27 protein-coding genes are annotated in these 17,949 nt (G+C 58.0%); 22 read left to right on the forward strand and 5 right to left on the reverse strand.

Annotated features, from left to right (window positions below; all coding sequences use genetic code 11):
• The 3 genes from YA0848_RS31515 to YA0848_RS31525 all read right to left on the reverse strand — a co-directional run.
• Positions 1–360 (reverse strand): hypothetical protein (locus tag YA0848_RS31515; protein ID WP_198731493.1); only part of this gene is annotated, 360 nt, incomplete at its 3' end.
• Positions 357–827, reverse strand: coding sequence for an SLATT domain-containing protein (locus tag YA0848_RS31520; RefSeq protein WP_198712652.1), 471 nt, complete (start codon positions 825–827; stop codon positions 357–359). The genes YA0848_RS31515 and YA0848_RS31520, both read right to left, overlap by 4 nt.
• Positions 828–1,354: 527 nt before the next feature.
• A complete protein-coding gene (locus YA0848_RS31525) occupies positions 1,355–2,062 on the reverse strand; it encodes a LexA family protein (protein WP_198712651.1) in 708 nt (235 codons plus the stop codon).
• A gap of 43 nt (positions 2,063–2,105) precedes the next feature.
• Here YA0848_RS31525 and YA0848_RS31530 point away from each other — a divergent pair, with 43 nt between their 5' ends.
• The 12 genes from YA0848_RS31530 to YA0848_RS31585 all read left to right on the forward strand — a co-directional run bounded on the left by YA0848_RS31530 (position 2,106) and on the right by YA0848_RS31585 (position 9,203).
• Positions 2,106–2,333, forward strand: coding sequence for a helix-turn-helix domain-containing protein (locus YA0848_RS31530; protein ID WP_198712650.1), 228 nt, complete (start codon positions 2,106–2,108; stop codon positions 2,331–2,333).
• 54 nt (positions 2,334–2,387) lie between these two features.
• A complete protein-coding gene (locus YA0848_RS31535; RefSeq protein ID WP_198712649.1) occupies positions 2,388–3,002 on the forward strand; it encodes a hypothetical protein in 615 nt (204 codons plus the stop codon).
• A gap of 69 nt (positions 3,003–3,071) precedes the next feature.
• Positions 3,072–3,923 (forward strand): BRO-N domain-containing protein, encoded by an 852-nt coding sequence (locus YA0848_RS31540; protein ID WP_198712648.1) that lies wholly within the window; start codon positions 3,072–3,074, stop codon positions 3,921–3,923.
• A 1-nt stretch (position 3,924) separates the two neighbouring features.
• The gene (locus YA0848_RS31545) at positions 3,925–4,839 is read left to right on the forward strand and encodes a helix-turn-helix domain-containing protein (RefSeq protein ID WP_198712647.1); all 915 of its coding nucleotides are present in this window, start codon (positions 3,925–3,927) and stop codon (positions 4,837–4,839) included.
• The gene (locus YA0848_RS31550) at positions 4,826–5,623 is read left to right on the forward strand and encodes a hypothetical protein (RefSeq protein ID WP_198712646.1); all 798 of its coding nucleotides are present in this window, start codon (positions 4,826–4,828) and stop codon (positions 5,621–5,623) included. Before YA0848_RS31545 ends, YA0848_RS31550 begins: the two co-directional genes overlap by 14 nt.
• Positions 5,620–6,135, forward strand: coding sequence for a hypothetical protein (locus tag YA0848_RS31555; RefSeq protein WP_198712645.1), 516 nt, complete (start codon positions 5,620–5,622; stop codon positions 6,133–6,135). The genes YA0848_RS31550 and YA0848_RS31555 overlap by 4 nt, the downstream gene beginning before the upstream one ends.
• Positions 6,132–6,806 carry a recombination protein NinG gene (locus YA0848_RS31560; RefSeq protein WP_198712644.1) on the forward strand — a complete coding sequence of 225 codons (675 nt, stop codon included), beginning with the start codon at positions 6,132–6,134 and terminating at the stop codon, positions 6,804–6,806. The genes YA0848_RS31555 and YA0848_RS31560 overlap by 4 nt, the downstream gene beginning before the upstream one ends.
• Positions 6,803–7,384, forward strand: a complete 582-nt coding sequence (locus YA0848_RS31565; protein ID WP_198712643.1) for a hypothetical protein — start codon at positions 6,803–6,805, stop codon at positions 7,382–7,384. The genes YA0848_RS31560 and YA0848_RS31565 overlap by 4 nt, the downstream gene beginning before the upstream one ends.
• A 309-nt stretch (positions 7,385–7,693) precedes the next feature.
• Complete coding sequence (locus YA0848_RS31570) at positions 7,694–7,879, forward strand: Com family DNA-binding transcriptional regulator (protein ID WP_416146543.1); 186 nt, start codon at positions 7,694–7,696, stop codon at positions 7,877–7,879.
• Positions 7,880–7,887: 8 nt separating this feature from the next.
• On the forward strand, positions 7,888–8,400 hold the full coding sequence (locus YA0848_RS31575) for a hypothetical protein (protein WP_198712641.1): 513 nt from the start codon (positions 7,888–7,890) through the stop codon (positions 8,398–8,400).
• A gap of 123 nt (positions 8,401–8,523) precedes the next feature.
• Positions 8,524–8,862, forward strand: coding sequence for a hypothetical protein (locus tag YA0848_RS31580; RefSeq protein ID WP_010211438.1), 339 nt, complete (start codon positions 8,524–8,526; stop codon positions 8,860–8,862).
• Positions 8,859–9,203, forward strand: a complete 345-nt coding sequence (locus tag YA0848_RS31585) for a hypothetical protein (RefSeq protein ID WP_198712640.1) — start codon at positions 8,859–8,861, stop codon at positions 9,201–9,203. Before YA0848_RS31580 ends, YA0848_RS31585 begins: the two co-directional genes overlap by 4 nt.
• Positions 9,204–9,212: 9 nt before the next feature.
• Here YA0848_RS31585 and YA0848_RS31590 read toward each other — a convergent pair whose 3' ends face one another.
• Both YA0848_RS31590 and YA0848_RS31595 read right to left on the reverse strand, forming a co-directional pair.
• Positions 9,213–9,578, reverse strand: coding sequence for a hypothetical protein (locus YA0848_RS31590; protein WP_040267822.1), 366 nt, complete (start codon positions 9,576–9,578; stop codon positions 9,213–9,215).
• A 116-nt stretch (positions 9,579–9,694) separates the two neighbouring features.
• Entirely contained in the window at positions 9,695–10,027 is a 333-nt protein-coding gene (locus tag YA0848_RS31595) for a hypothetical protein (protein ID WP_198712639.1), read from the reverse strand.
• 75 nt (positions 10,028–10,102) lie between these two features.
• On the opposite strand from YA0848_RS31595, the gene YA0848_RS31600 reads away from it, so the two are divergent.
• From YA0848_RS31600 to YA0848_RS31645, 10 genes are all read left to right on the forward strand, one after another.
• A complete protein-coding gene (locus tag YA0848_RS31600; protein WP_198712638.1) occupies positions 10,103–10,717 on the forward strand; it encodes a putative metallopeptidase in 615 nt (204 codons plus the stop codon).
• A 32-nt stretch (positions 10,718–10,749) separates the two neighbouring features.
• Positions 10,750–11,226, forward strand: coding sequence for a DUF2280 domain-containing protein (locus YA0848_RS31605; RefSeq protein ID WP_198712637.1), 477 nt, complete (start codon positions 10,750–10,752; stop codon positions 11,224–11,226).
• Positions 11,201–12,520 carry a phage terminase large subunit family protein gene (locus YA0848_RS31610; RefSeq protein WP_232925222.1) on the forward strand — a complete coding sequence of 440 codons (1,320 nt, stop codon included), beginning with the start codon at positions 11,201–11,203 and terminating at the stop codon, positions 12,518–12,520. Before YA0848_RS31605 ends, YA0848_RS31610 begins: the two co-directional genes overlap by 26 nt.
• On the forward strand, positions 12,520–13,980 hold the full coding sequence (locus YA0848_RS31615; protein WP_198712636.1) for a DUF4055 domain-containing protein: 1,461 nt from the start codon (positions 12,520–12,522) through the stop codon (positions 13,978–13,980). The genes YA0848_RS31610 and YA0848_RS31615 overlap by 1 nt, the downstream gene beginning before the upstream one ends.
• Positions 13,898–15,010: a minor capsid protein gene (locus tag YA0848_RS31620; protein ID WP_198712635.1), complete on the forward strand. Its 1,113-nt coding sequence runs from the start codon at positions 13,898–13,900 to the stop codon at positions 15,008–15,010. The genes YA0848_RS31615 and YA0848_RS31620 overlap by 83 nt, the downstream gene beginning before the upstream one ends.
• 8 nt (positions 15,011–15,018) lie before the next feature.
• A complete protein-coding gene (locus YA0848_RS31625) occupies positions 15,019–15,504 on the forward strand; it encodes a DnaT-like ssDNA-binding protein (protein ID WP_198712634.1) in 486 nt (161 codons plus the stop codon).
• Between the two features lie 79 nt (positions 15,505–15,583).
• Positions 15,584–15,724, forward strand: a complete 141-nt coding sequence (locus YA0848_RS31630; RefSeq protein WP_198712633.1) for a hypothetical protein — start codon at positions 15,584–15,586, stop codon at positions 15,722–15,724.
• 139 nt (positions 15,725–15,863) lie between these two features.
• A complete protein-coding gene (locus YA0848_RS31635) occupies positions 15,864–16,601 on the forward strand; it encodes a hypothetical protein (RefSeq protein WP_198712632.1) in 738 nt (245 codons plus the stop codon).
• Positions 16,602–16,604: 3 nt separating this feature from the next.
• Positions 16,605–17,582, forward strand: coding sequence for a major capsid protein (locus tag YA0848_RS31640; protein ID WP_024075271.1), 978 nt, complete (start codon positions 16,605–16,607; stop codon positions 17,580–17,582).
• Positions 17,583–17,638: 56 nt separating this feature from the next.
• Positions 17,639–17,944 (forward strand): HeH/LEM domain-containing protein, encoded by a 306-nt coding sequence (locus YA0848_RS31645; RefSeq protein ID WP_198712631.1) that lies wholly within the window; start codon positions 17,639–17,641, stop codon positions 17,942–17,944.
• Positions 17,945–17,949: the final 5 nt, after the last annotated feature.

Below are 17,949 nucleotides of genomic sequence, written 5' to 3' on the forward strand. Positions count from 1 at the left end.
GGTTGTCCCGGATATAATCACCAAAGTTCCGTCCGGCCACTGCTTGCTTATATGTATCTTTGTGTGCAGTTTTGCAATATCTCCGGAGTGTTTTAAGAATGCGGTAGGGGTGGCTGGTATCAGTAGCTTGGATAGGCCGTAGCAAGATATTGTACTTTTGTCCGCGACATCCATTTCAAGTGAACTAGTTTTGCTTCCCAGAACCGAACTAATACGCTCTTCAAGTTTCGCAAGTCCTTTTGGGTCGAGCTTTGTTATCGAACTGCTAAGTGTAGGCTCTACTGCCCCGGAATCGTCAGGTTTGTGAACGTTATGAAGAATTATTTGTTTGAAGTGCAGGTTTTTAAATAGTTCGCTCATGCTGCATCCTTTTTCATGGCTTTTTCGAAAATACTTTTGGGTATGTTTGGACTTCTTTCTGCAAGACTGTCCAGCTCTTTTCGTATATTTTCAATTTCGACGCTGGTTGGCACGACTCCGGATGCCGCAATTACTTCAAGCTGGCGCCGAGTGGATGCGTATTTCGCGCCTGCATTCAAGTGTGACGTTGCTCTCTCATCGTAGCGGAAGAAAGTTTGCAGCGACGTCAGAAAGGCTGCGACTAGACTTGCAATGCCAATAGCAAATATCAAACTATCATGTGGTGCAGATAGTATGGATGTAAGCCCAGTTGTGGCTGTGAGAGTTATTGTAGATACTCCAAGCTTACGATTTCGGCTAGACAGTATTTCGGCCATGTAGTAGTGCGCAAATTGAGATTCACGCGATCGCTTTAGCCATCGCTGAACTAATTCACTGGTGGAGATTGGCGCAATATATGGTTTCATTTGGAATCCTGTCTATTAGTGCTCCATCTATGATGGCCACCCAGAAATTTTTTATGTTATTTTATTTTGTGCGCTATCGAAGTTCGGTTTCTCAACGAAGCAAGTGCGAGACATACTAAATGCAGTGCCGTTACTACGACGATCTGAACTTGTTATGGGTCGTCTCATTAGGCATCCGTGTCCTTGGGAGAGATAGAAATCTTGCTGTGATCAATCCGGTTCTGGATGATCCCAATCAGGTAATTTTCATTGCGCCTGCGTCGCTACTATTTGCTGACAGTTTTTCCAGCGTATCACCGTCGCCGGGGCTATGGTACTGGCTCAGGGCTACTATCTCAATTGCTACGCTTATTGCGCATTACTCAGTGTGATCAACACCGAATTCTCGATCCGGTTTTATGATCCCCGACAGTCTAATCGTGCCGCCGTAGGCTACTTGCACCCAGGCAGTGGCGAATGCACGCGCAATGCCATTTTCTAAACCTCGCGGTTGCTGTGGATGCGTCTGATTCTGAGTGCGGAAGGCATCAGTAAAACTTCTGCAGCGCCTGGACAACCACGCCCACGATTCGGCAATTCTCGTCGACTGCCTCGATTGGGTAGCTCGGGTTCAGTGGCTTCAGGAACAGTCGACCGCCGTCGCTTACCAGCTTCTTGAATGTCGCTTCATTGCTGTCCGGCAGCTTGGCAACGACCAGCTTACCTGGTGCGACCTCGGCCTCGGTATCTACCAGGATCAGAGTGCCTTCTGTGATGCTCTGGCCGGCTGGCGCCGTCATCGAGTCACCTTTCACCTTCAGCCAAAACGCTGTGCCCTTGGAGTCGTACTCCGAGAACTCGTAGCTGTCCGAGAAGCCGGCCGGGTAGGGCTCAACTGCCTCCGCCCAGGCGCCGGCGGCAACCCAGCTGATTACTGGGTAGCGGAATGATTTGGTGGGCTGCGCGGCGATTGAAATATTCGAGGGGCTTTCGCCAGGCAAAAGCAGCGCCGCCGGATCGATTTTCAGTTCATGGGCAATCTTGGAGATATCGTCAAGGTTTGGCTCCCGAGCATCTTTCTCATAGTTTCCTATGCGCGATTGGGATTTCCACCCGCATGCCTTTGCCAAGGCAGTCTGAGAAAGCCCTGCTTTTTCTCTGTAGTGCGCGATGCGCGATCCGAGTGTCTTCATGGATCGAATTTTAATCACGGAGTGAAATAAATTCCGCCCACTTATTGTGTTTGCCAATAACACGTTATGTGTTTATCCTTGGTTTATTGACCGCAGGAGCAGCGCAATGAACCTCATAGCAGAGTTTCGTGAGGAGGCCGGAATCACCCAGGCAGCCTTGCACCGAAAGCTCAACTGGAAGCAGTCGCGGCTCGCTAACTACGAGTCGGGGGCACGCCCATTGAAGCTTGAAGACGCCCGGAAGATCGTCCAGGCGCTGAATGAATTGGGTGCGAAATGCACTTTGGATCGTGTTTTTCCGCAGCAATCTACTGCGGATATTCGGGCCGCCTAGGCGGCTTCCCTGTCCGCCGTTCCATTGAAGCCAGATTAGAAGAGAGCAGTCCCCATGCAAACGTCCAGTTCCAGACACACCGTACAAACTCGTGATCAGGTGCTGGTCGCACACGCTGCAAACCAGATCGCGCGCACCAGCCTGAGCCAGGACGACTTCGCCCAGGCGCTGAGCCGCGAGCTTCACCTGTCGTGCCCGGAGAAGGCCATCGCCAAAGAGGTGCCGGACTTCGCCGCGCTTACCTTGCAGAACGACGTGTCCGACTTTGTGAAGGCGACCGGCCGCTGGCTCAAGCGTGTACAGCGTTGGCTGAACGGCGATCAGGAAATGCCGTCCTGGTTGGAAGAGTCGTGGGTCAACGTCCTTGAGCCCGAATACCGTGATCACTGCCTAAACGAGCTGGCGAGCCGCCACGGCTTGACCGGTGCCCGCCAGATGACCACCGACCAATGTGCGAACAAAAGCTTCGGTGCGCTAATCCGCGCGCTGGGCGATGTGATCGACACCGGCAGCGAAGTGTTCGACGACCAGGTGATGTGCGAACTGGATCTGCCGCACCTGCCAGCTTTCGCTAAGCAGTGCCGCCAGGTTGAAGCGAAGGCGGGGGAGTTGCGCCGGAAGGCTGAGGCGCTGCTCAACGGTAAGCCAACACTGAAATCCATTGCCTGAATTCCAGGCACAAAAAAGCCGACGGTCGAGGTCGGCTTTTTCTACAGCGGTAAACAACTGGAGCGAATCATGCACCAACACACAGAATCGATCAATAGCCCCAACAATCTCGCGCCACGTTTTTCGCAATCGGAAAACGTGGCGCGCAATTACTCAGTGATTCCGTTCGACTTCGACGGCGCCGCAATCCGGGTCATTACCGACAAGCTTGGTGATCCGTGGTTTGTCGCGCGCGATGTCGCCGACGCCCTTGGCTACTCCAAACCTGAGAACGCGGTGGCCCGCCATTGCAAGGCTGCGACCACTACCCCGAAACAGGGTGGTGGTTTCATGACCATCATCCCTGAGCGAGACCTGTACCGGCTGGTGATGAAGTCCAAGCTGCCGGCCGCCGAGAAGTTCGAAGAGTGGGTGGTCGGGCAGGTGCTGCCGAGCATCCGCAAGACCGGTACCTTTTCTGCCCAGGTCCCCAATAACTCCAAGATCGTCGGCGAGCTTGCCATTTTGGAATGCTTCGACCGCCTGTTGAAGCCTGCCAACTCCAGCAAGATGCTGATGCTGGCCAAGATCGCCGCCAACAACGGGCTGGATGCCAAGTTCCTCCCAGGCTATGCCGTCGATGCTGCCCCAGACGCCGCTGGCGGGTCTTCAATGCCGACCAAGGCCATCACTGGCCTGATCAAAGATCATGCAATTGCCAGCACCGCACGCGCCTTCAACCTCGCGCTCCAAACCCACGGCTTTCTAACTCTGCTCCAGCGCAAAAACTCCAAACAGGAAACCGTCGACTTCTGGTCCGTGACCGAGAAGGGCATGGCCTACGGCAAGAACCTCACCAGTCCTCAATGCCCCCGCGAGACGCAGCCTCATTGGTACGTGGATCGCTTTCTTGAATTGGCCGCAAAGGTCGGGAAGGCTTGATATGAGCATGGGTCTTATGGTCGCCGCGATGAAGCTTCGCGTCGGCAATCCATTGCGCAAGCTTGTGCTGATCAAGCTGGCCGACAACGCCAGCGACGTAGGCGAGTGCTGGCCGTCTTATCAGCACATCGCCGATCAGTGCGAGATCAGCAAGCGCTCTGTCATGAACCACATTACAGCCCTGTGTGACGCGGGATTGCTGCGTAAGGAAATCCGTAAGGGTGGTCCGAAGGGAAACTCGTCGAACGTTTACTTCCTCACTCTCGATGGGGGTGGTGCACCTCCTGCACCAAGGGTAGTGCAGCAGATTCACCAGGGTAGTGCAGAAGGTTCACCCCCTAGTGAATCTCCTGCACCAGGGGGTAGTGCAGCAGCTGCACCCAGAATCAGTAACTCTCTTGAACCAGTCATAGAACCGGTCATTGAACCAGTTACGCCCCAGGCTACCGCCAAGGTCGTGACGGGGCAGGTCGTGCCATTCGTTCCGCAGCAACCACGAGTTGAGATCCCCGCCGACATGCCCGGGCCGAAGGACCAGGCCTGCAAGACGTTCAAAGTCTGGGCCAACTACGCCATGGCCTACCGTAAACGCTACCACGCATGGCCGGTATGGAACGCCAAGGCAGGCAAGCAAATGGCTTTGCTCGTCGACCGCCTCGGCGCCGATGTAGCCCACCACGTCGCAGCCCACTTCTTGAAAACCAGCGACGCCGCCGTTCTGCGCAAGTGCCACAGCCTCAACGAACTGCTGGCCAACGCCGAGAGCTACCACACCCAATGGGTCACTGGGCAGCGCATCAACGGAACAACCGCCCGCCAGATGGAGCGGACCGAGGCAAACCTCTCCGCAGCCGAGCAGGCCGCCCAGATGGTTTTGGCCAAGCGCCAATCAGGTGACCGCAATGAGTACCTCTGAAATGAACGACCAGCAGGTCGCAGGGCTTGCCGCCGCCATCTGCGCAACGGCCGAGGCCATGGGCCAGGAGATGAGCCCCGGGACCGCCGCGATGATGGCCGAAGACCTGTGTGCCTACCCGGTGCCTGTCGTCAAGGCGGCGCTGAAGGCATGTCGCTTCGAGGTGAAGGGCAAGCTGGCAATGGCTGACATCCTGCAACGCGTCCAGTCATCCGACGGGCGCCCGGGCAAGGATGAGGCCTGGGCTATCGCCATGACCACCAACGACGAATTCGAAACCGTGGTGCTGACCGATGAAATCCAACTGGCCCTGGCCGCCGCGAAACCCATCTTGGATGGCGGTGACAAAATCGGCGCGCGCATGGCGTTCATCGACGCCTACCAGCGGTTCGTGAGCCAGGCCCGCGAGGATGCAAAGCCGGTCAACTGGCACGTATCCGTAGGCTTCGACGCCAACCGCCGTATCCAGGCTGTGACCAAGGCGATGGAGCTGAAGCGCATTCCTCGTGAGCACGGCCAGAAGTACCTGGCAGACCTTAGTGTCGAGCCTGTCACCGAAGACGGACGCGCTATCGCAGGTCTGCTCACTGGCAACGTCACCCGGCCAGAGCCGGCGATTCGCCAGAAGCTGGAGCTGGTGAAGAACTCGATGATGGAAATGCGGAAGGCCAGTGCTGAGCGGAAAACCGAAATGCGGATTGATGCGGCAAATGAGTTGGCGGATCGCCGGGCTCTGCTGATCAAGCAGGCCCGAGATTTGGAAGCGAAGAGGGCGGCGCAATGACCAAGTCAGCAAAACCTCGCCCAATGCCCGTATACCTGGTTCTGCGCCGCCTTGTAGATCCCGCCACCGGCAAGGACGTGGCCGCTTTCGTGCCGTCCTCCGACGCAGACCGGTCGATCCTTCGCGAGCGGGATTTCCGGATCAACACGAAGATCCGCGCCGACCTCAAGCAGCCACGCAATCCGCGGTTTAACGGCTTGGTCCACGGCCTGGGCCGGGTACTTAGCCAGAACATCGACCGGTTTTCCGGTAAGCAGTCCCACGACGCGATCAAGGCCCTGCAGGTAGAGTCGGGGGTGTACTGCGACGAGGAGGCATTCGACATTCCTGGCCTCGGCCAACTCACTCGCAAGACGCCTCGCAGCCTTTCCTACGACTCGATGGGGGAGGAGACATTCCAAGACTTCTGGCGCCAATGCTGCGCGTATCTGGTGCTGCATGACTGGCCGACGCTCACCGAAGAGCGACTGACCGAAATGGCAGAGTTTGAAGCATTCAAGGAGGCCGCATGAAACGCACCCCGCTAAATCGCAAAACGCCTCTCACGTCCGGCAGTCCGCGCCGCAAGCGCTGCCCAGAGTGCCGAGTGATGTTCGCGCCTGCCCGCAGCTCGCAGGCGGTGTGCGGTGAGATCAATTGCGCCATTGCGTACGGCAAGTCCGAGAAGGGGCGGGCTATCGCCGGGAAAGCCCTGGCAGAAGTTGGGCGCAGAGAGATCAAGGTACGCAAAGAGGCCCTGAAAAGTCGCGCAGACCACCTCAAGGATGCAGAGAAGGCCGTGCGCGATTACCGCCGCACCTACGAGCTGAGCATCGGGAGCGGTTGCATCAGCTGCGGTGACACTCAGGAATCGATCCTGAGCGCCCAGGGCTGGAAGACCGGCGGTGCATTCGATGCAGGGCACTTCCTCGGCAAGGGCGCTCGCCCGGAACTGAGGCTGGTGCCGAGCAATATCTGGCTCCAGTGCAAAAGCTGTAACGCCGGGTCGTCGAAGTTCGCTCGCAAGGGCGAGACGGTTTCACAGGCATTCCGCACCGGGCTCATCGCTCGGATCGGCCTGGAAGCAGTGGAAGCGCTCGAAGCCGATCACCAGCCGCGCAAGTACACCGTGGAAGAACTCAAGGCGATCACCGCCAAATACCGGGCAAAGACCAGAGAACTGAAAAAGGGGCAGGCAGCATGAAGATCAACTCAGCGCGCCAGGCGTGGCATGACTGCAAGTACAACCCGGCCCCCGGCCAGACCTCTGACGTTGTGCAGCTTGGTGTGGTGGTGCAAAACACGGAGCGCGGGCCCACGGCAAACCACGCGGTGCACGGAGCGCTTGCCGGGCACATCCAGTCCGCAATCGCCAGGCTTCACCCGCAGATCCGTGTATTCGGTGACTTCATGTACGCCGCCGAACAGTGCGACGATATCCGAGAAGCGGCGGAAGAGGTGGTGTTTCTGATGGTGGTCGGCAAGTCGCCAAGGATGACAGCGGCCAAGCGCGAGAAGCTGGAGTTCGTAGTGAAGGGCGTGATGCGCCGGTACCGGCATATGCACCAGGGTGGGCAGTCGTCGAACGAAGACCCGCTGGCCAGCGCAGAGAAGTTTCGGGCGTGGATGTGGCAGGTCTACGAAGTGCGCCTCGAATCGTGCAACTGGGAGAGAGATTGGGGTGGTGTGCTCCAGCTGATTTTCGAGTGCTGCGAGGATCTGGACCGGCGAGCACTCAGCCCTGTGGCAGCGGTAATTTACGAAATGCGCGAGGCCGCATGAGGGCCTATTGCGTTCCCGTGCGGCTCGTGGCATGATTTCACCAATGTTAGAGTTTTGCCTCCGGCAACTGGCTCTGATAATTCACAAAACCCGGCCACTGTGTCGGGTTTTTTGTGCCCGAAAGAAAACACAAAGCCCCGACAAGTTCGGGGCTTTTTGTTGGGATCGAAAAAAGAGAGGGCGACTCCAGAGAGTGCTGTAACACCCTAAGGAGACGCCAGATCGCAGATCTAGCCTGCAAGCCAGCCAAGGCCCTCACTGCTCGCGCGAGCGGGACGGAGCCTAGCAGATAAACAAACGGACTTGCAGATGTTGAAAGAATTCAGATGCGGAAACTGCAAAAGACTTCTCGCCCGTACGGGTGGGTTTACAGAGCTCCAGATCAAGTGTTCCCGATGCGGGACGTTGAACCATGCGAAGGACAAGATCCTCGAGCAATCGCCTTTGAGCGACATGAATGCGGAATTCTCCGCGATTAATCATTCGACCCAATAGGTGAAAAAATGTCCCATAGTGGCTTTCGTATTATCCTCTTTAACAGCGCCAATAACGGCAGCGCTATCCTGCCTCCGCGTAACTGTCTGGTGGCGGGGCAGTATCTCGAGTCTCCAAGCAAGCGTTACAAGCTAATCCTAGAGGCTGACGGGAATCTGCGACTCTACGATAACGGCGTTCCAGTCTGGGTGGCTGATAGCAGCGTTCCCTACACCTACGTAGACAACCGTCCAAATACAGATTTGGTCACTTGCTTCTACATGCAAGGTTCTGCCTTCTTGGTCGACCGTGTAGGTAGTCGCACCTGGTCAACCAAGGGTGACTGGATTAACGGCGCTGCGGATCGCGCTTACCTGCAGGTGCAAGATGATGGCAACGTTGTCGTTGTAGATGGGGTTCCTCAGTGGGCCCGATTTGGCTTCACCCCGACCGCAGTTCCGACACGTGGCGTGTTCTATCCAGACCACGGTACGGGTGATCTCCCGACTTTCTACACTTACTATTGGAATAACGCTTTTTAACTCGACCAAGAGCCTCGGCATTTGCCGGGGCTTTTTCATTTACGGCTCCACCACACCCATTGCTCCGAGCTGGGTGGCTGCTGGAGCCGACTAATTTCAAGCATGCCCCACGGAGTCGAGCGCATGGAGTATCTACAGCGCCTGCTCGACAAGATCGACAGGTTCGAATTGCTGATTGCGGGCCTGATTGGGGCTGTCGTTGCGAGCTGGTGGCACAAGGACGATTTGTCCGACTGGCGCGCTTGGATGGTGTTCTTGATCACCGGGGTTGCCTGCTCGCTGTACCTGACGAGCATGGTAAGCGCGTACCTGAATGTCACTGAGCCCAAGATCGTCGCCGGCATTGGTTTCTTGCTGGGCACGTTCGGCGGTTCCCTCCTGGCAGCAATCAACAGAGCCATCAAAGCCGCTGACCTCTGGGCGCTTATTCGCCAGCGGTTCGGGGGAGGCAATCCACCATGAATCTTGAACTGATCAACTCCGTCGCCTGCGGCCTTATCGCGCTGTGGGCGACCTGGTGTGTACTTAGTGGGAAGGTGCGGGACGGTATTCTCGGAAAGCTGATCTACACCACGATCGCCATCACTGGATTCGTCGTGTCGGTGCGCAGCCAGAACATCTTCTTCGGCCCGACCACTGCCGGCCTGACGTTGCATGTCGCCCTGGCCCTGGCCGGTGCACGCCACATCTTCATGGTCACGTACTGGCAGCGGGTGAAGGTCTGGCTGTGCCGGACGCTGAACTGCGAGCACTGCCTGAACTGTAACAAGGCACCTGGCGGTGTCGAGCACAGAGCCAAGTAATGCGAGGGCCTACCATCCCCCTGGAAACCACTGACGGGCGAGGCTTACCGTCACACGCAAAGCATGCTGACTTTGATCACACTCCAACTGCTGATCTTCGGGCGTTGCGGGTTTGCGCCACCTGAGATTTGCCGTTAAACCTTTGGCGTAAGATCGCTCAAATTCGGTATTCGCTTCTTTGGTAAGGCGCATGGCTTTCGCATAGTCCGCCTCAAGGTCATCAGGCAGCGATTCACAAGCCAGTTTGGCTTGCTGATACCTAACGGCATACATGTAGCCGTCAGTTGGGGCTTCGTCGTAGCTGTAGCGAGAGGGCTCCACAGCCATTGCTGGGCCAGCGATAAGTAAAGCGATGAGATACAGGCGTCCGTGCATGGGTTTGAAGTCTCGAAAAAATCAAATTTGGCGGAGTATACCTGGCTCATCCGCGCCACGTTTTCGAATGCGCCAAATCGTGGCGCGGATTAGAGTTACCTGCTCAGTCAACCTACTTATCCATTCATACGTGCCGCCAGTAAGGCTCGCTCCTTGCTTAGAGGTTTGAGCACCGCGGGTTGCTCTCCGATTTTCATGAACAGGAAATAATGGTCCTGATCATCGTGCAGGATACGGTAGACGTCAGCTGTTCTGTCAGTGCTAGGCGAAGTCAGCTTGTCCACAATCAATGTGTAAGCGCTAACTCCCAGCTTGTCCAAAGCTGTCTGCAGCTCTGCTTCAATCCCTGATCGCCATTTCTTCATGTTGTGTCGATATGCTAGGACTGCAAGCACGATTGCCATTATTGGCATTACGCCGGCCGCGAAGACCGTAAATAACGTATCCATGATCTCTCTTTGTTAAATAAGAAAACTGTTCATGAATACCCGCAAGCTTGAAAGGCGGCAAGAGAGGGTCACGATATGATTCGACCAATGCCGCCACTATCGCTGCTTGAATTGTCCGACTTTGGTCTTCGCGTTACCCCAGCTCCCGAGGTATGGGAATGGCTCCAAGCCGAGATCCTTGCCGACACCGGCATCATTCACAACGAAGACCATGCTCACCTACTGGATGCAGACATCCGGATCATGTGGGCGTCGTCGAGCTTCGAGAAGCAGGGCCGCACTGTCCTGGGCCAAGCCGAGCAGGTAGCGTTCCGCGCCGGCGGTTGGCAGAAAGCCCGGATGGAGCAGCAGATGCGTGACTGGTTCGGCGATGTGCCGGCTTTCATCATCACGCTGGCCGCTGACTACTGCGCCCAGTGCAGCGACCTTGAGTTCTGCGCCTTGATCGAACACGAGCTGTATCACCTGGCTCACGCGACCGACAAGTACGGTCAACCAGCATTCACCCAAGACGGTGCACCGAAGATCAAGCTGCAGGGCCACGACGTCGAAGAGTTCGTCGGGGTTGTCCGCCGCTATGGTGCGAGCCCTGACGTTCAAGCGTTGGTGGATGCTGCAAACAGTCCTGCTGAGGTGGGGAAATTGAATATTGCGAGGGCCTGCGGAACCTGTCTGCTCAAGTCGGCCTGATTCCATGACAGGTATTGACGGATGACAACCATATGGCAGTACTACGAAGCGAGGTCAAAGCCTTCATCGTTCAGGCTCTGGCCTGCTTCGATACGCCGTCCCAGGTGGTAGCAGCGGTCAAGACAGAATTCGGGATTGAGATCACCCGACAGCAATGCGAAACGCACGACCCGACAAAGTTTGCCGGGAAGAAGCTCGGCAAGACCTGGGTGGACCTGTTCCACGCTGCTCGCAAGCGATTCCGTGAAGAGACAATCGATATCCCCATTGCCAATCGCGCGTACCGACTTCGCGGTCTTGGGCGGCTGGCCGAGAAGGCTGAGAGCATGCGCAATCTGGCGCTGACTGCTCAGTTGTATGAGCAGGCCGCCAAAGAAGTGGGCGATGCCTACGTGAATCGCCGCCTTGAACCTGAAAAGCCTTTGGGCTCCCACGCTGACCAGCAGCACGCCGTTGCTGAGTACACCCTGGAGCCTGATGAGAATGTCCCCGCTGCCCCGTACCTATGACCCGCCGGTAAAGCTGACGCCGAAACAGGCGAACATTTATTGCTGGGGCTTCCAGCCTCAGGCGCGTTTCCGCGATGCTGTATGTGGTCGACGGTTCGGCAAGACATTCTTGGGCAAAGCTGAGATGCGCCGCGCAGCTCGCCTGGCTGCTGAGTGGGGCGTGAGCGTCGAGGACGAGATCTGGTACGGCGCGCCTACGTTCAAGCAGGCCAAGCGCGTGTTCTGGCGCCGGCTGAAGCAGGCGATCCCTGAAGCGTGGCGTGCACACCGCCCTAACGAAACTGAATGCTCGATCACGCTCAAGTCTGGCCACGTCATGCGTGTGGTAGGGCTCGACAATTACGACAACTTGCGCGGCTCCGGTCTGTTCTTCGTCTTGGTGGATGAATGGGCGGACTGCCCGTGGGAAGCATGGGAAGAAGTCCTTCGGCCGATGCTCTCGACCTGCCAATACTCGATACCGGGCATCGGCATGCGAAAAGGTGGTCACGCGCTGCGCATCGGCACGCCGAAGGGCTTCAACCATTGCTACGACACGTTCCTTGATGGCCGGCCAGGCCATGAGCCCGATCACAAGAGTTGGCTCTACACCTCACTCGACGGCGGCAACGTCCCGGCTGAAGAACTGGAAGCTGCCCGCCGCAAGATGGACCCTCGGACCTTCCGGCAAGAATACGAGGCCAGCTTCGAGAACTACCAGGGCGTCGTCTACTACACGTTCAATCGTGAGGTGAACCGAACCAGCGAGACGATCAAGCGCGGCGAGGCGCTGCACGTCGGCATGGACTTCAACGTCATGAAGATGGCCGCCGTCGTTCATGTCATCCGTGACGATCTGCCATTGGCCCTCAGCGAGTTCTCCGAGGTGCGTGACACACCGGAGATGATCGAGAAGATCAAGCTTCGCTTCCCTGATCACAGCATTGCGATCTACCCAGACGCCAGCGGCCAGAACACAAGCAGCAAGAGCGCGAGCGAGTCTGATCTATCACTGCTCAGGAAGGCTGGTTTCACCGTAGTGGTGGATTCGACCAACCCCGCGGTTAAAGACAGGGTCAACGCCATGTGCGCAATGTTCGCCAACACGTATGGCGAGCACCGCTACCTGGTCAACGTTGACCAATGCCCGAAATATACGCAGTGCCTGGAGCGGCAGATCTACACGGACAAGGGTGAGCCCGACAAGAAGGCCGGATACGACCACCTCGTGGACGCCCCTGGCTACTTCATTGCCAAGCGCTACCCGATCAAAACACGCACAGGCGGAACACGCCGAATTGGAGGCTTGGCCTGATGCCAGTGCAATCGACAAACCCCGACTACGACGCGCACATCGCGGAGTGGGAGATGATGGACGACGCGCTCGAGGGTGAGTGCGCCGTGAAGCGCAACGAGCGCAACCTGCCCAAGCCGAGCGGTATGGTTGAGGCCGAGAAGATCGACGCCGCGGGCAACAAGTACCTCTACGAGAACTACACCAGCCGGGCTCAGTACGAGCATTGGGTGCGCGACTCGTTGCGTTCGATGATGGGGCTGGTGTCTCGGCTGATTCCTGAGATCGAACTACCGTCTGGCCTGAAAGGGCTGGAGGACAACGCCACAGCCGACGGCTTCGGCCTGAAGCAGTTGTTCTTCCGGATGGTGCGCCAGGCCATTTCCCACGGCCGGGTACCGCTGGTGGTGAACATCGACGAGAGCGGCGAGCCATACTTCTCGACGTACGCCACCCGCAACGCCATAAATTGGGACACTGCTGATCAGGGCGGACGGCAGGATCTGGTCCTTTCGGTGTTCCGCGAGTTTCGCAAGAAGGGCGGCGATCGCTACAGCCACGATTGCGACACGGTTTTCCGGGAGTTCTTCATGCTGGGCGATGTTTGCTACACCTCGGTACGAAATGAAGGCGGCGAGCTGGTCGAGGACGAAAAGCCGCTGGGCACCACCGGAACTGACAACCGCTTGGTCAAAGGCCTGCCATACCTGCCCGTGATCTACTGCGGTTCGACCGACAACTCCCCGGATGTTGATGAGGTGCCGCTGCTGACCATGGCGCGGGCCGCATTGAAGTCCTACCAGATCAGCGCTGACTACTTCAGCTCTCTGCATCAGACCAGTCACCCGCAACCGTGGGTTTCCGGTCTGGATGAGGCTGTAGAGCTGAGTGTGACTGGTCCTTCGGCAGCATGGGACCTTGGCCCAAGCGGCAAGGCTGAATATCTGGAGTTCAAGGGCACCGGCATTGAAGCCAACCGCAAGGCCATGGATGACCAGAAGAACGCCGCGCTTGAAGCTGGCGCCAAGGTTATGGACGTGGCTGGCACTGAGTCGGGCGAGGCGCGCAAAACGCGTCAGAACGACCAGCACGCCACGTTGCACAGCATCGTCATCACGGTGGCCGAGGCGGTGGAGCAAGGCTTGCGGTACGCAGCCGAGTGGAAGGGCTACGACCCCAAGCAGGTCAAGTTCAAAGTGAACCCTGAGTTCGCGACCCCAGTGCTCGACGCCCAGGTGCTCGCTGAACTGCTCAAGGGCGTGATGGCTGGCACGATCAGCGCTGACACCTACTGGCAGTACCTCACCACCGGCAAGCTGCCGGAGCGCCCATACGAAGACGAAGCCGAACTGATCAGCGACGAGCGCGAGTCGGCCGGCATCAACCTGGACAACGACGATGTCAACGACAAACCAGGTACAGGTGGACAGCCAACTGCTGGAGCAGACGACCCGCCACTCGGTAATGCTGGAGCGGCTTAAGGCCGGCGAGGTCAAGAAGTTCGAGAAGTACCTGCGCCAGATCGACAAGTTGGTGCGGGATCAACTCACCCGCAAGGAACTGACCACCTACAGCAGGGATCGCCTTGAGCAGTTCCTGGCCCGGGTGGACGGCAAGCTGCTGGAGATCTACAAGGCCTACGGTGATCTGGTGCAGGCCGATCTGGTCGACATCGCGCTGTATGAGTCGAGCTTTGAGGCCAAGAGCCTGAGCAATGCACTCTCCATCGACGCGGTGGTGCCGACAAACACGGTGACCCGTGCGGCGGTGTTCTCCTATCCGCTTCAGGTAAAGGGCATCGACGGCGGCAAGCTGCTGAAGAGTTTTGTCAGCGGGTGGACGCGGACCGAGACGATGCGCGTCACGAACACGATCCGGCTCGGTTTCGGCCAGGGCCAGACGAACGCCCAGATCATCCAGGCGATTCGTGGTACCGCGGCGCAGAACTTCACGGACGGCGTTCTGGCGGTGAGCAACCGCAATGCTGCCTCTGTGGTGCAGACGGCAATCCAGCACGTGGCCACCACTGCGCGAATGGAGACGCTGAAGGCCAACAGCGACGTGGTGCTGGGCTATCGCTGGGTGTCGACGCTCGACCGCAAGACCTCGCAACAGTGCAAGGGCCTGGATGGGATGCGCTTCGACCTGGGCAAAGGCCCGCTGCCACCGGCGCACATCAACTGCCGGTCAACCACGGTTCCGGCCACCAGGCTTTCGGAGATGTTCGCCAAGGACGGCACGCGCGCGTCGGTGGGCGATAATGGTGGGGCCCAGGTCGACGCAGGCCTGAACTATTACGAATGGCTGGCGACACAGCCAGCGAGCTTTCAGGATCATGCCCTTGGGCCGGTCCGAGGCAAGTTGTTCCGTGATGGCGGGCTGACGCCGGAGAAGTTCGCAAAGCTGCAGCTCGACAAGTCGTTCAAGCCACTGACGCTGGCGCAGTTGAAGGATGCAGAGCCCGACATGTTCACCCGAGCAGGCGTTACACTCGGCGCTTCACCAGGTTGAGATAGCGCATGCAGATCATCGTTGAGGATGGGAAGGGTAGGCCGGACGCCAACAGCTTCGTGCCGCTGGAGAAGCTGACCTTCTACCGCGACTACTACGGGTTCCGGATACCTGAGGCTGAGGCTGACCAGATCGAACTGCTGCTGCGCGCTGCCGCCGATATCAATGGTCGCCTGTGGAAAGGGCGCAAGGCCAACCCTGAACAGGCAATGGCCTGGCCACGGCGTGATTGCAAAATCGAATATCAGACGCTGTCCGAGACGTTCGTGCCCTTTGAGCTTGAGTGGGGCCAAGTACGGCTGGCGGTCGAGCTGTATGCAGCAGAACAGGGCTTCCAGATCGAAGAGCCGACGCATTGCATTGAGTCCAATGGTCGTCGCACTCGACTCAACCGCGATACGCCAGGCTTTCGCATGCGGCCGCCGCCGTACGCACCGAGCAGGACGCAGTTCGCTGACTACCTCGTAATGCGTGGTCTGTCTGTCATAAGTTGAAACGCTAATTCCTTGCCGAAACTTCTCGAAATGTATATAAAACCGCGCCGCTGTACTATTTCAACCAGAGGCGCTCAACATGCCAGTAGAAATCGACAACACAGAAATTGACGACGAGATCGAAGAGGAAGAAGAGTACGAGGAAGAGGGGCCGGAAGAGCTTGATCCGATGGATCAGGAAGGCTGGGAACACAATATTGAACGCTTGAACGACCTCTAACGCTTCCTCATCGATTCAACCGAATCAAAGAAACCGCCCTAGTGGCGGTTTTTTATTACCAGAATTCACACCAAACCGCCCAATGGGCGGTTTTTTTATGCCTGCGAAGCGGGCTGACCAAACCCAAGGGGTGCACCAAGTGGCAGACGAAAACCAGATTGATCTTGAAGATCCGGCAGTTAAATCCGCAATCGCCGAAGCGGTGGAGGCGGCCACTCTGGGCCTCAAGAACAAGAACACCGAGCTGCTTGGCTCACTCCGGACCACCAAAACTGAACTGGATGGCTTCAAAACCCAGTTTGAGGGGCTGGACATCAACGCGGTCAAGGCACTCCTCACCAAGGTAGGCCAGGACGAGGAAACCCGCCTGTTGGCCGAGGGTAAGCTCGACGAGGTCGTCACCAAGCGTACCGAGCGCCTGCGCACCGACTACGACGCCAAGCTTGCCGCCGAGAAAGCCCGTGCCGACAAGGCCGAGCAGTTTGCTGCCAAGTACAGCGACAAGGTGCTGGCCGACTCCATCCGCGCTGCTGCCATCAAGGCCGGCGCGCTCCCAGAGGCTGCCGAGGACATCATCCTGCGCGCCCGGGGCACTTTCAAACTCAGTGAAGACGGCGAGGCGATTGCCACTGACCGTGACGGCGAGGTCGTTTACGGGAAGGACGGGAAAACCCCGCTGTCGCCGCTCGAATGGGCGGAGTCTTTGCGTGAAACAGCAACACACCTGTGGCCAAGGGCTCAGGGCGCCGGACAGGTCGGCGATCAAGGTGGCAAGGCCACGAAAAAGTGGGGCGAGTACACGGAAACCGAGCGCGCTGCGATCGCCCGTGACAATCCCGATCTCTTCAAGAAAATCCAGGCCACCAAAGGAACCTAATCCATGCCAACTACCCAATTGACCGACATCTTCGTCGGCGACTACTACGCCTCCCTGGCGCCGGTTAACAGCCCGGAAAAGACCGCTGTATACGAGTCGGGCATCGTGACTCGCTCTCCTGTGCTGGACGCGATTGCTTCCGGCAGCCAGGGCACCGCTGAGATCAGCTACTGGCAGGATCTCAACGCCGATGAAGCGCCGAACATCAGCAATGACGACCCGAATGACCAGGGCGAAGTCGGAAAGGTCACCCAGGACAGCATGCGTGCCCGGGTTCTGTACCTCAACAAAGGCTACGGTGTTACTGACCTGACCGCTGAACTTGCGAACAGCGAGCCTCAGCAGCAGATCCGCAACCGCTTCGGCACCTATTGGACCCGCCAATGGCAGCGTTACACCTTGGGCGCTGCGCGCGGCATCATCGCCTCGAATATCGCGAACAACGGCGGTGACATGGTCATCGACGCGGGCGCGACCATCAGTGCGAACGCCTTCCAGGATGCCGCGTTCACCGCCGGCGATGCCGCTGACCAGTTCGGCGCGATCGGCGTTCACTCAGTGGTGATGAACCAGATGGTCAAGCAGGACCTTATCGAGTACCTGCGTGACTCGGACGGCAAGATCATCCTGGCCACCTACCTCGGCAAGCCGGTGTTCATGGACGACGCCCTGGTGTACGGCGCGGGCAAGTACTTGTCCGTGTTCTTCGGCCAGGGCGCTTTCGGCTACGGCGAAGGTACGCCGAAGGTGCCGGTAGAGCTGGAACGTAAGCCAGGCGGCGGTAACGGTGGCGGCGCCGAAGTTCTGTGGGAGCGGAAGACCTACATCCTCCAGCCTGCCGGTTTCAGCTGGAAGGGTTCCGAGGCTCAGAACCTCAGCCCGACCGCCACTCAATACGCCGCTGCTGCGAACTGGCAGCGTGTGTTCAGTCGCAAGCAGGTCCCGTTCGCCGCTGTGATCAGCGGCACCACCACGCCGTAATCCGGCCCACACAGCCTGGCGCCTATGCGGGTGCCGGGGTGCTTTTGAGGTGACTCATGAAAGTGATCTACACGGACAAACCGGGCAAACAGCGCGGCGTATGCTACCGCCTGCTGAGCGAATTTTTCGGCGTCATCGGCTCCGCCACTGAGGTGGTCGTCGATGGCGATGCCCCGGACATCTTCGACGCCTACCAGACGGCCGGCATCAAGGTGTCCGACGGCAAGGAGCCAGAGAGCAAAGAAACCGACCCTCTGAAAATGAAGGTCCCCGAGCTGAAAGAATGGCTGACCGAGAAGGGCATTGCCTTCGACCCGTCCGCCAAGAAAGAAGACCTGCAGGCCCTGGTGCCAGCGGAATAAGGACA

The sequence above is a fragment of the Pseudomonas sp. S4_EA_1b genome (assembly GCF_016307435.1).
Lineage (GTDB): Bacteria > Pseudomonadota > Gammaproteobacteria > Pseudomonadales > Pseudomonadaceae > Aquipseudomonas > Aquipseudomonas rhodesiae.

Excerpts from the sequence above, each read along its gene's own strand:
- YA0848_RS31625 (WP_198712634.1), top strand. The coding sequence starts at position 15,019 with ATGCAGATCATCGTTGAGGATGGGAAGGGTAGGCCGGACGCCAACAGC.
- YA0848_RS31595 (WP_198712639.1), bottom strand. The coding sequence starts at position 10,027 with ATGGATACGTTATTTACGGTCTTCGCGGCCGGCGTAATGCCAATAATG.
- YA0848_RS31530 (WP_198712650.1), top strand. The coding sequence starts at position 2,106 with ATGAACCTCATAGCAGAGTTTCGTGAGGAGGCCGGAATCACCCAGGCA.
- YA0848_RS31620 (WP_198712635.1), top strand. The coding sequence starts at position 13,898 with ATGTCAACGACAAACCAGGTACAGGTGGACAGCCAACTGCTGGAGCAG.
- YA0848_RS31560 (WP_198712644.1), top strand. The coding sequence starts at position 6,132 with ATGAAACGCACCCCGCTAAATCGCAAAACGCCTCTCACGTCCGGCAGT.
- YA0848_RS31535 (WP_198712649.1), top strand. The coding sequence starts at position 2,388 with ATGCAAACGTCCAGTTCCAGACACACCGTACAAACTCGTGATCAGGTG.
- YA0848_RS31565 (WP_198712643.1), top strand. The coding sequence starts at position 6,803 with ATGAAGATCAACTCAGCGCGCCAGGCGTGGCATGACTGCAAGTACAAC.
- YA0848_RS31570 (WP_416146543.1), top strand. The coding sequence starts at position 7,694 with ATGTTGAAAGAATTCAGATGCGGAAACTGCAAAAGACTTCTCGCCCGT.
- YA0848_RS31545 (WP_198712647.1), top strand. The coding sequence starts at position 3,925 with ATGAGCATGGGTCTTATGGTCGCCGCGATGAAGCTTCGCGTCGGCAAT.
- YA0848_RS31605 (WP_198712637.1), top strand. The coding sequence starts at position 10,750 with ATGGCAGTACTACGAAGCGAGGTCAAAGCCTTCATCGTTCAGGCTCTG.
- YA0848_RS31640 (WP_024075271.1), top strand. The coding sequence starts at position 16,605 with ATGCCAACTACCCAATTGACCGACATCTTCGTCGGCGACTACTACGCC.
- YA0848_RS31585 (WP_198712640.1), top strand. The coding sequence starts at position 8,859 with ATGAATCTTGAACTGATCAACTCCGTCGCCTGCGGCCTTATCGCGCTG.
- YA0848_RS31580 (WP_010211438.1), top strand. The coding sequence starts at position 8,524 with ATGGAGTATCTACAGCGCCTGCTCGACAAGATCGACAGGTTCGAATTG.
- YA0848_RS31555 (WP_198712645.1), top strand. The coding sequence starts at position 5,620 with ATGACCAAGTCAGCAAAACCTCGCCCAATGCCCGTATACCTGGTTCTG.
- YA0848_RS31610 (WP_232925222.1), top strand. The coding sequence starts at position 11,201 with ATGTCCCCGCTGCCCCGTACCTATGACCCGCCGGTAAAGCTGACGCCG.
- YA0848_RS31630 (WP_198712633.1), top strand. The coding sequence starts at position 15,584 with ATGCCAGTAGAAATCGACAACACAGAAATTGACGACGAGATCGAAGAG.
- YA0848_RS31540 (WP_198712648.1), top strand. The coding sequence starts at position 3,072 with ATGCACCAACACACAGAATCGATCAATAGCCCCAACAATCTCGCGCCA.
- YA0848_RS31575 (WP_198712641.1), top strand. The coding sequence starts at position 7,888 with ATGTCCCATAGTGGCTTTCGTATTATCCTCTTTAACAGCGCCAATAAC.
- YA0848_RS31590 (WP_040267822.1), bottom strand. The coding sequence starts at position 9,578 with ATGCACGGACGCCTGTATCTCATCGCTTTACTTATCGCTGGCCCAGCA.
- YA0848_RS31645 (WP_198712631.1), top strand. The coding sequence starts at position 17,639 with ATGAAAGTGATCTACACGGACAAACCGGGCAAACAGCGCGGCGTATGC.
- YA0848_RS31600 (WP_198712638.1), top strand. The coding sequence starts at position 10,103 with ATGATTCGACCAATGCCGCCACTATCGCTGCTTGAATTGTCCGACTTT.
- YA0848_RS31615 (WP_198712636.1), top strand. The coding sequence starts at position 12,520 with ATGCCAGTGCAATCGACAAACCCCGACTACGACGCGCACATCGCGGAG.
- YA0848_RS31520 (WP_198712652.1), bottom strand. The coding sequence starts at position 827 with ATGAAACCATATATTGCGCCAATCTCCACCAGTGAATTAGTTCAGCGA.
- YA0848_RS31550 (WP_198712646.1), top strand. The coding sequence starts at position 4,826 with ATGAGTACCTCTGAAATGAACGACCAGCAGGTCGCAGGGCTTGCCGCC.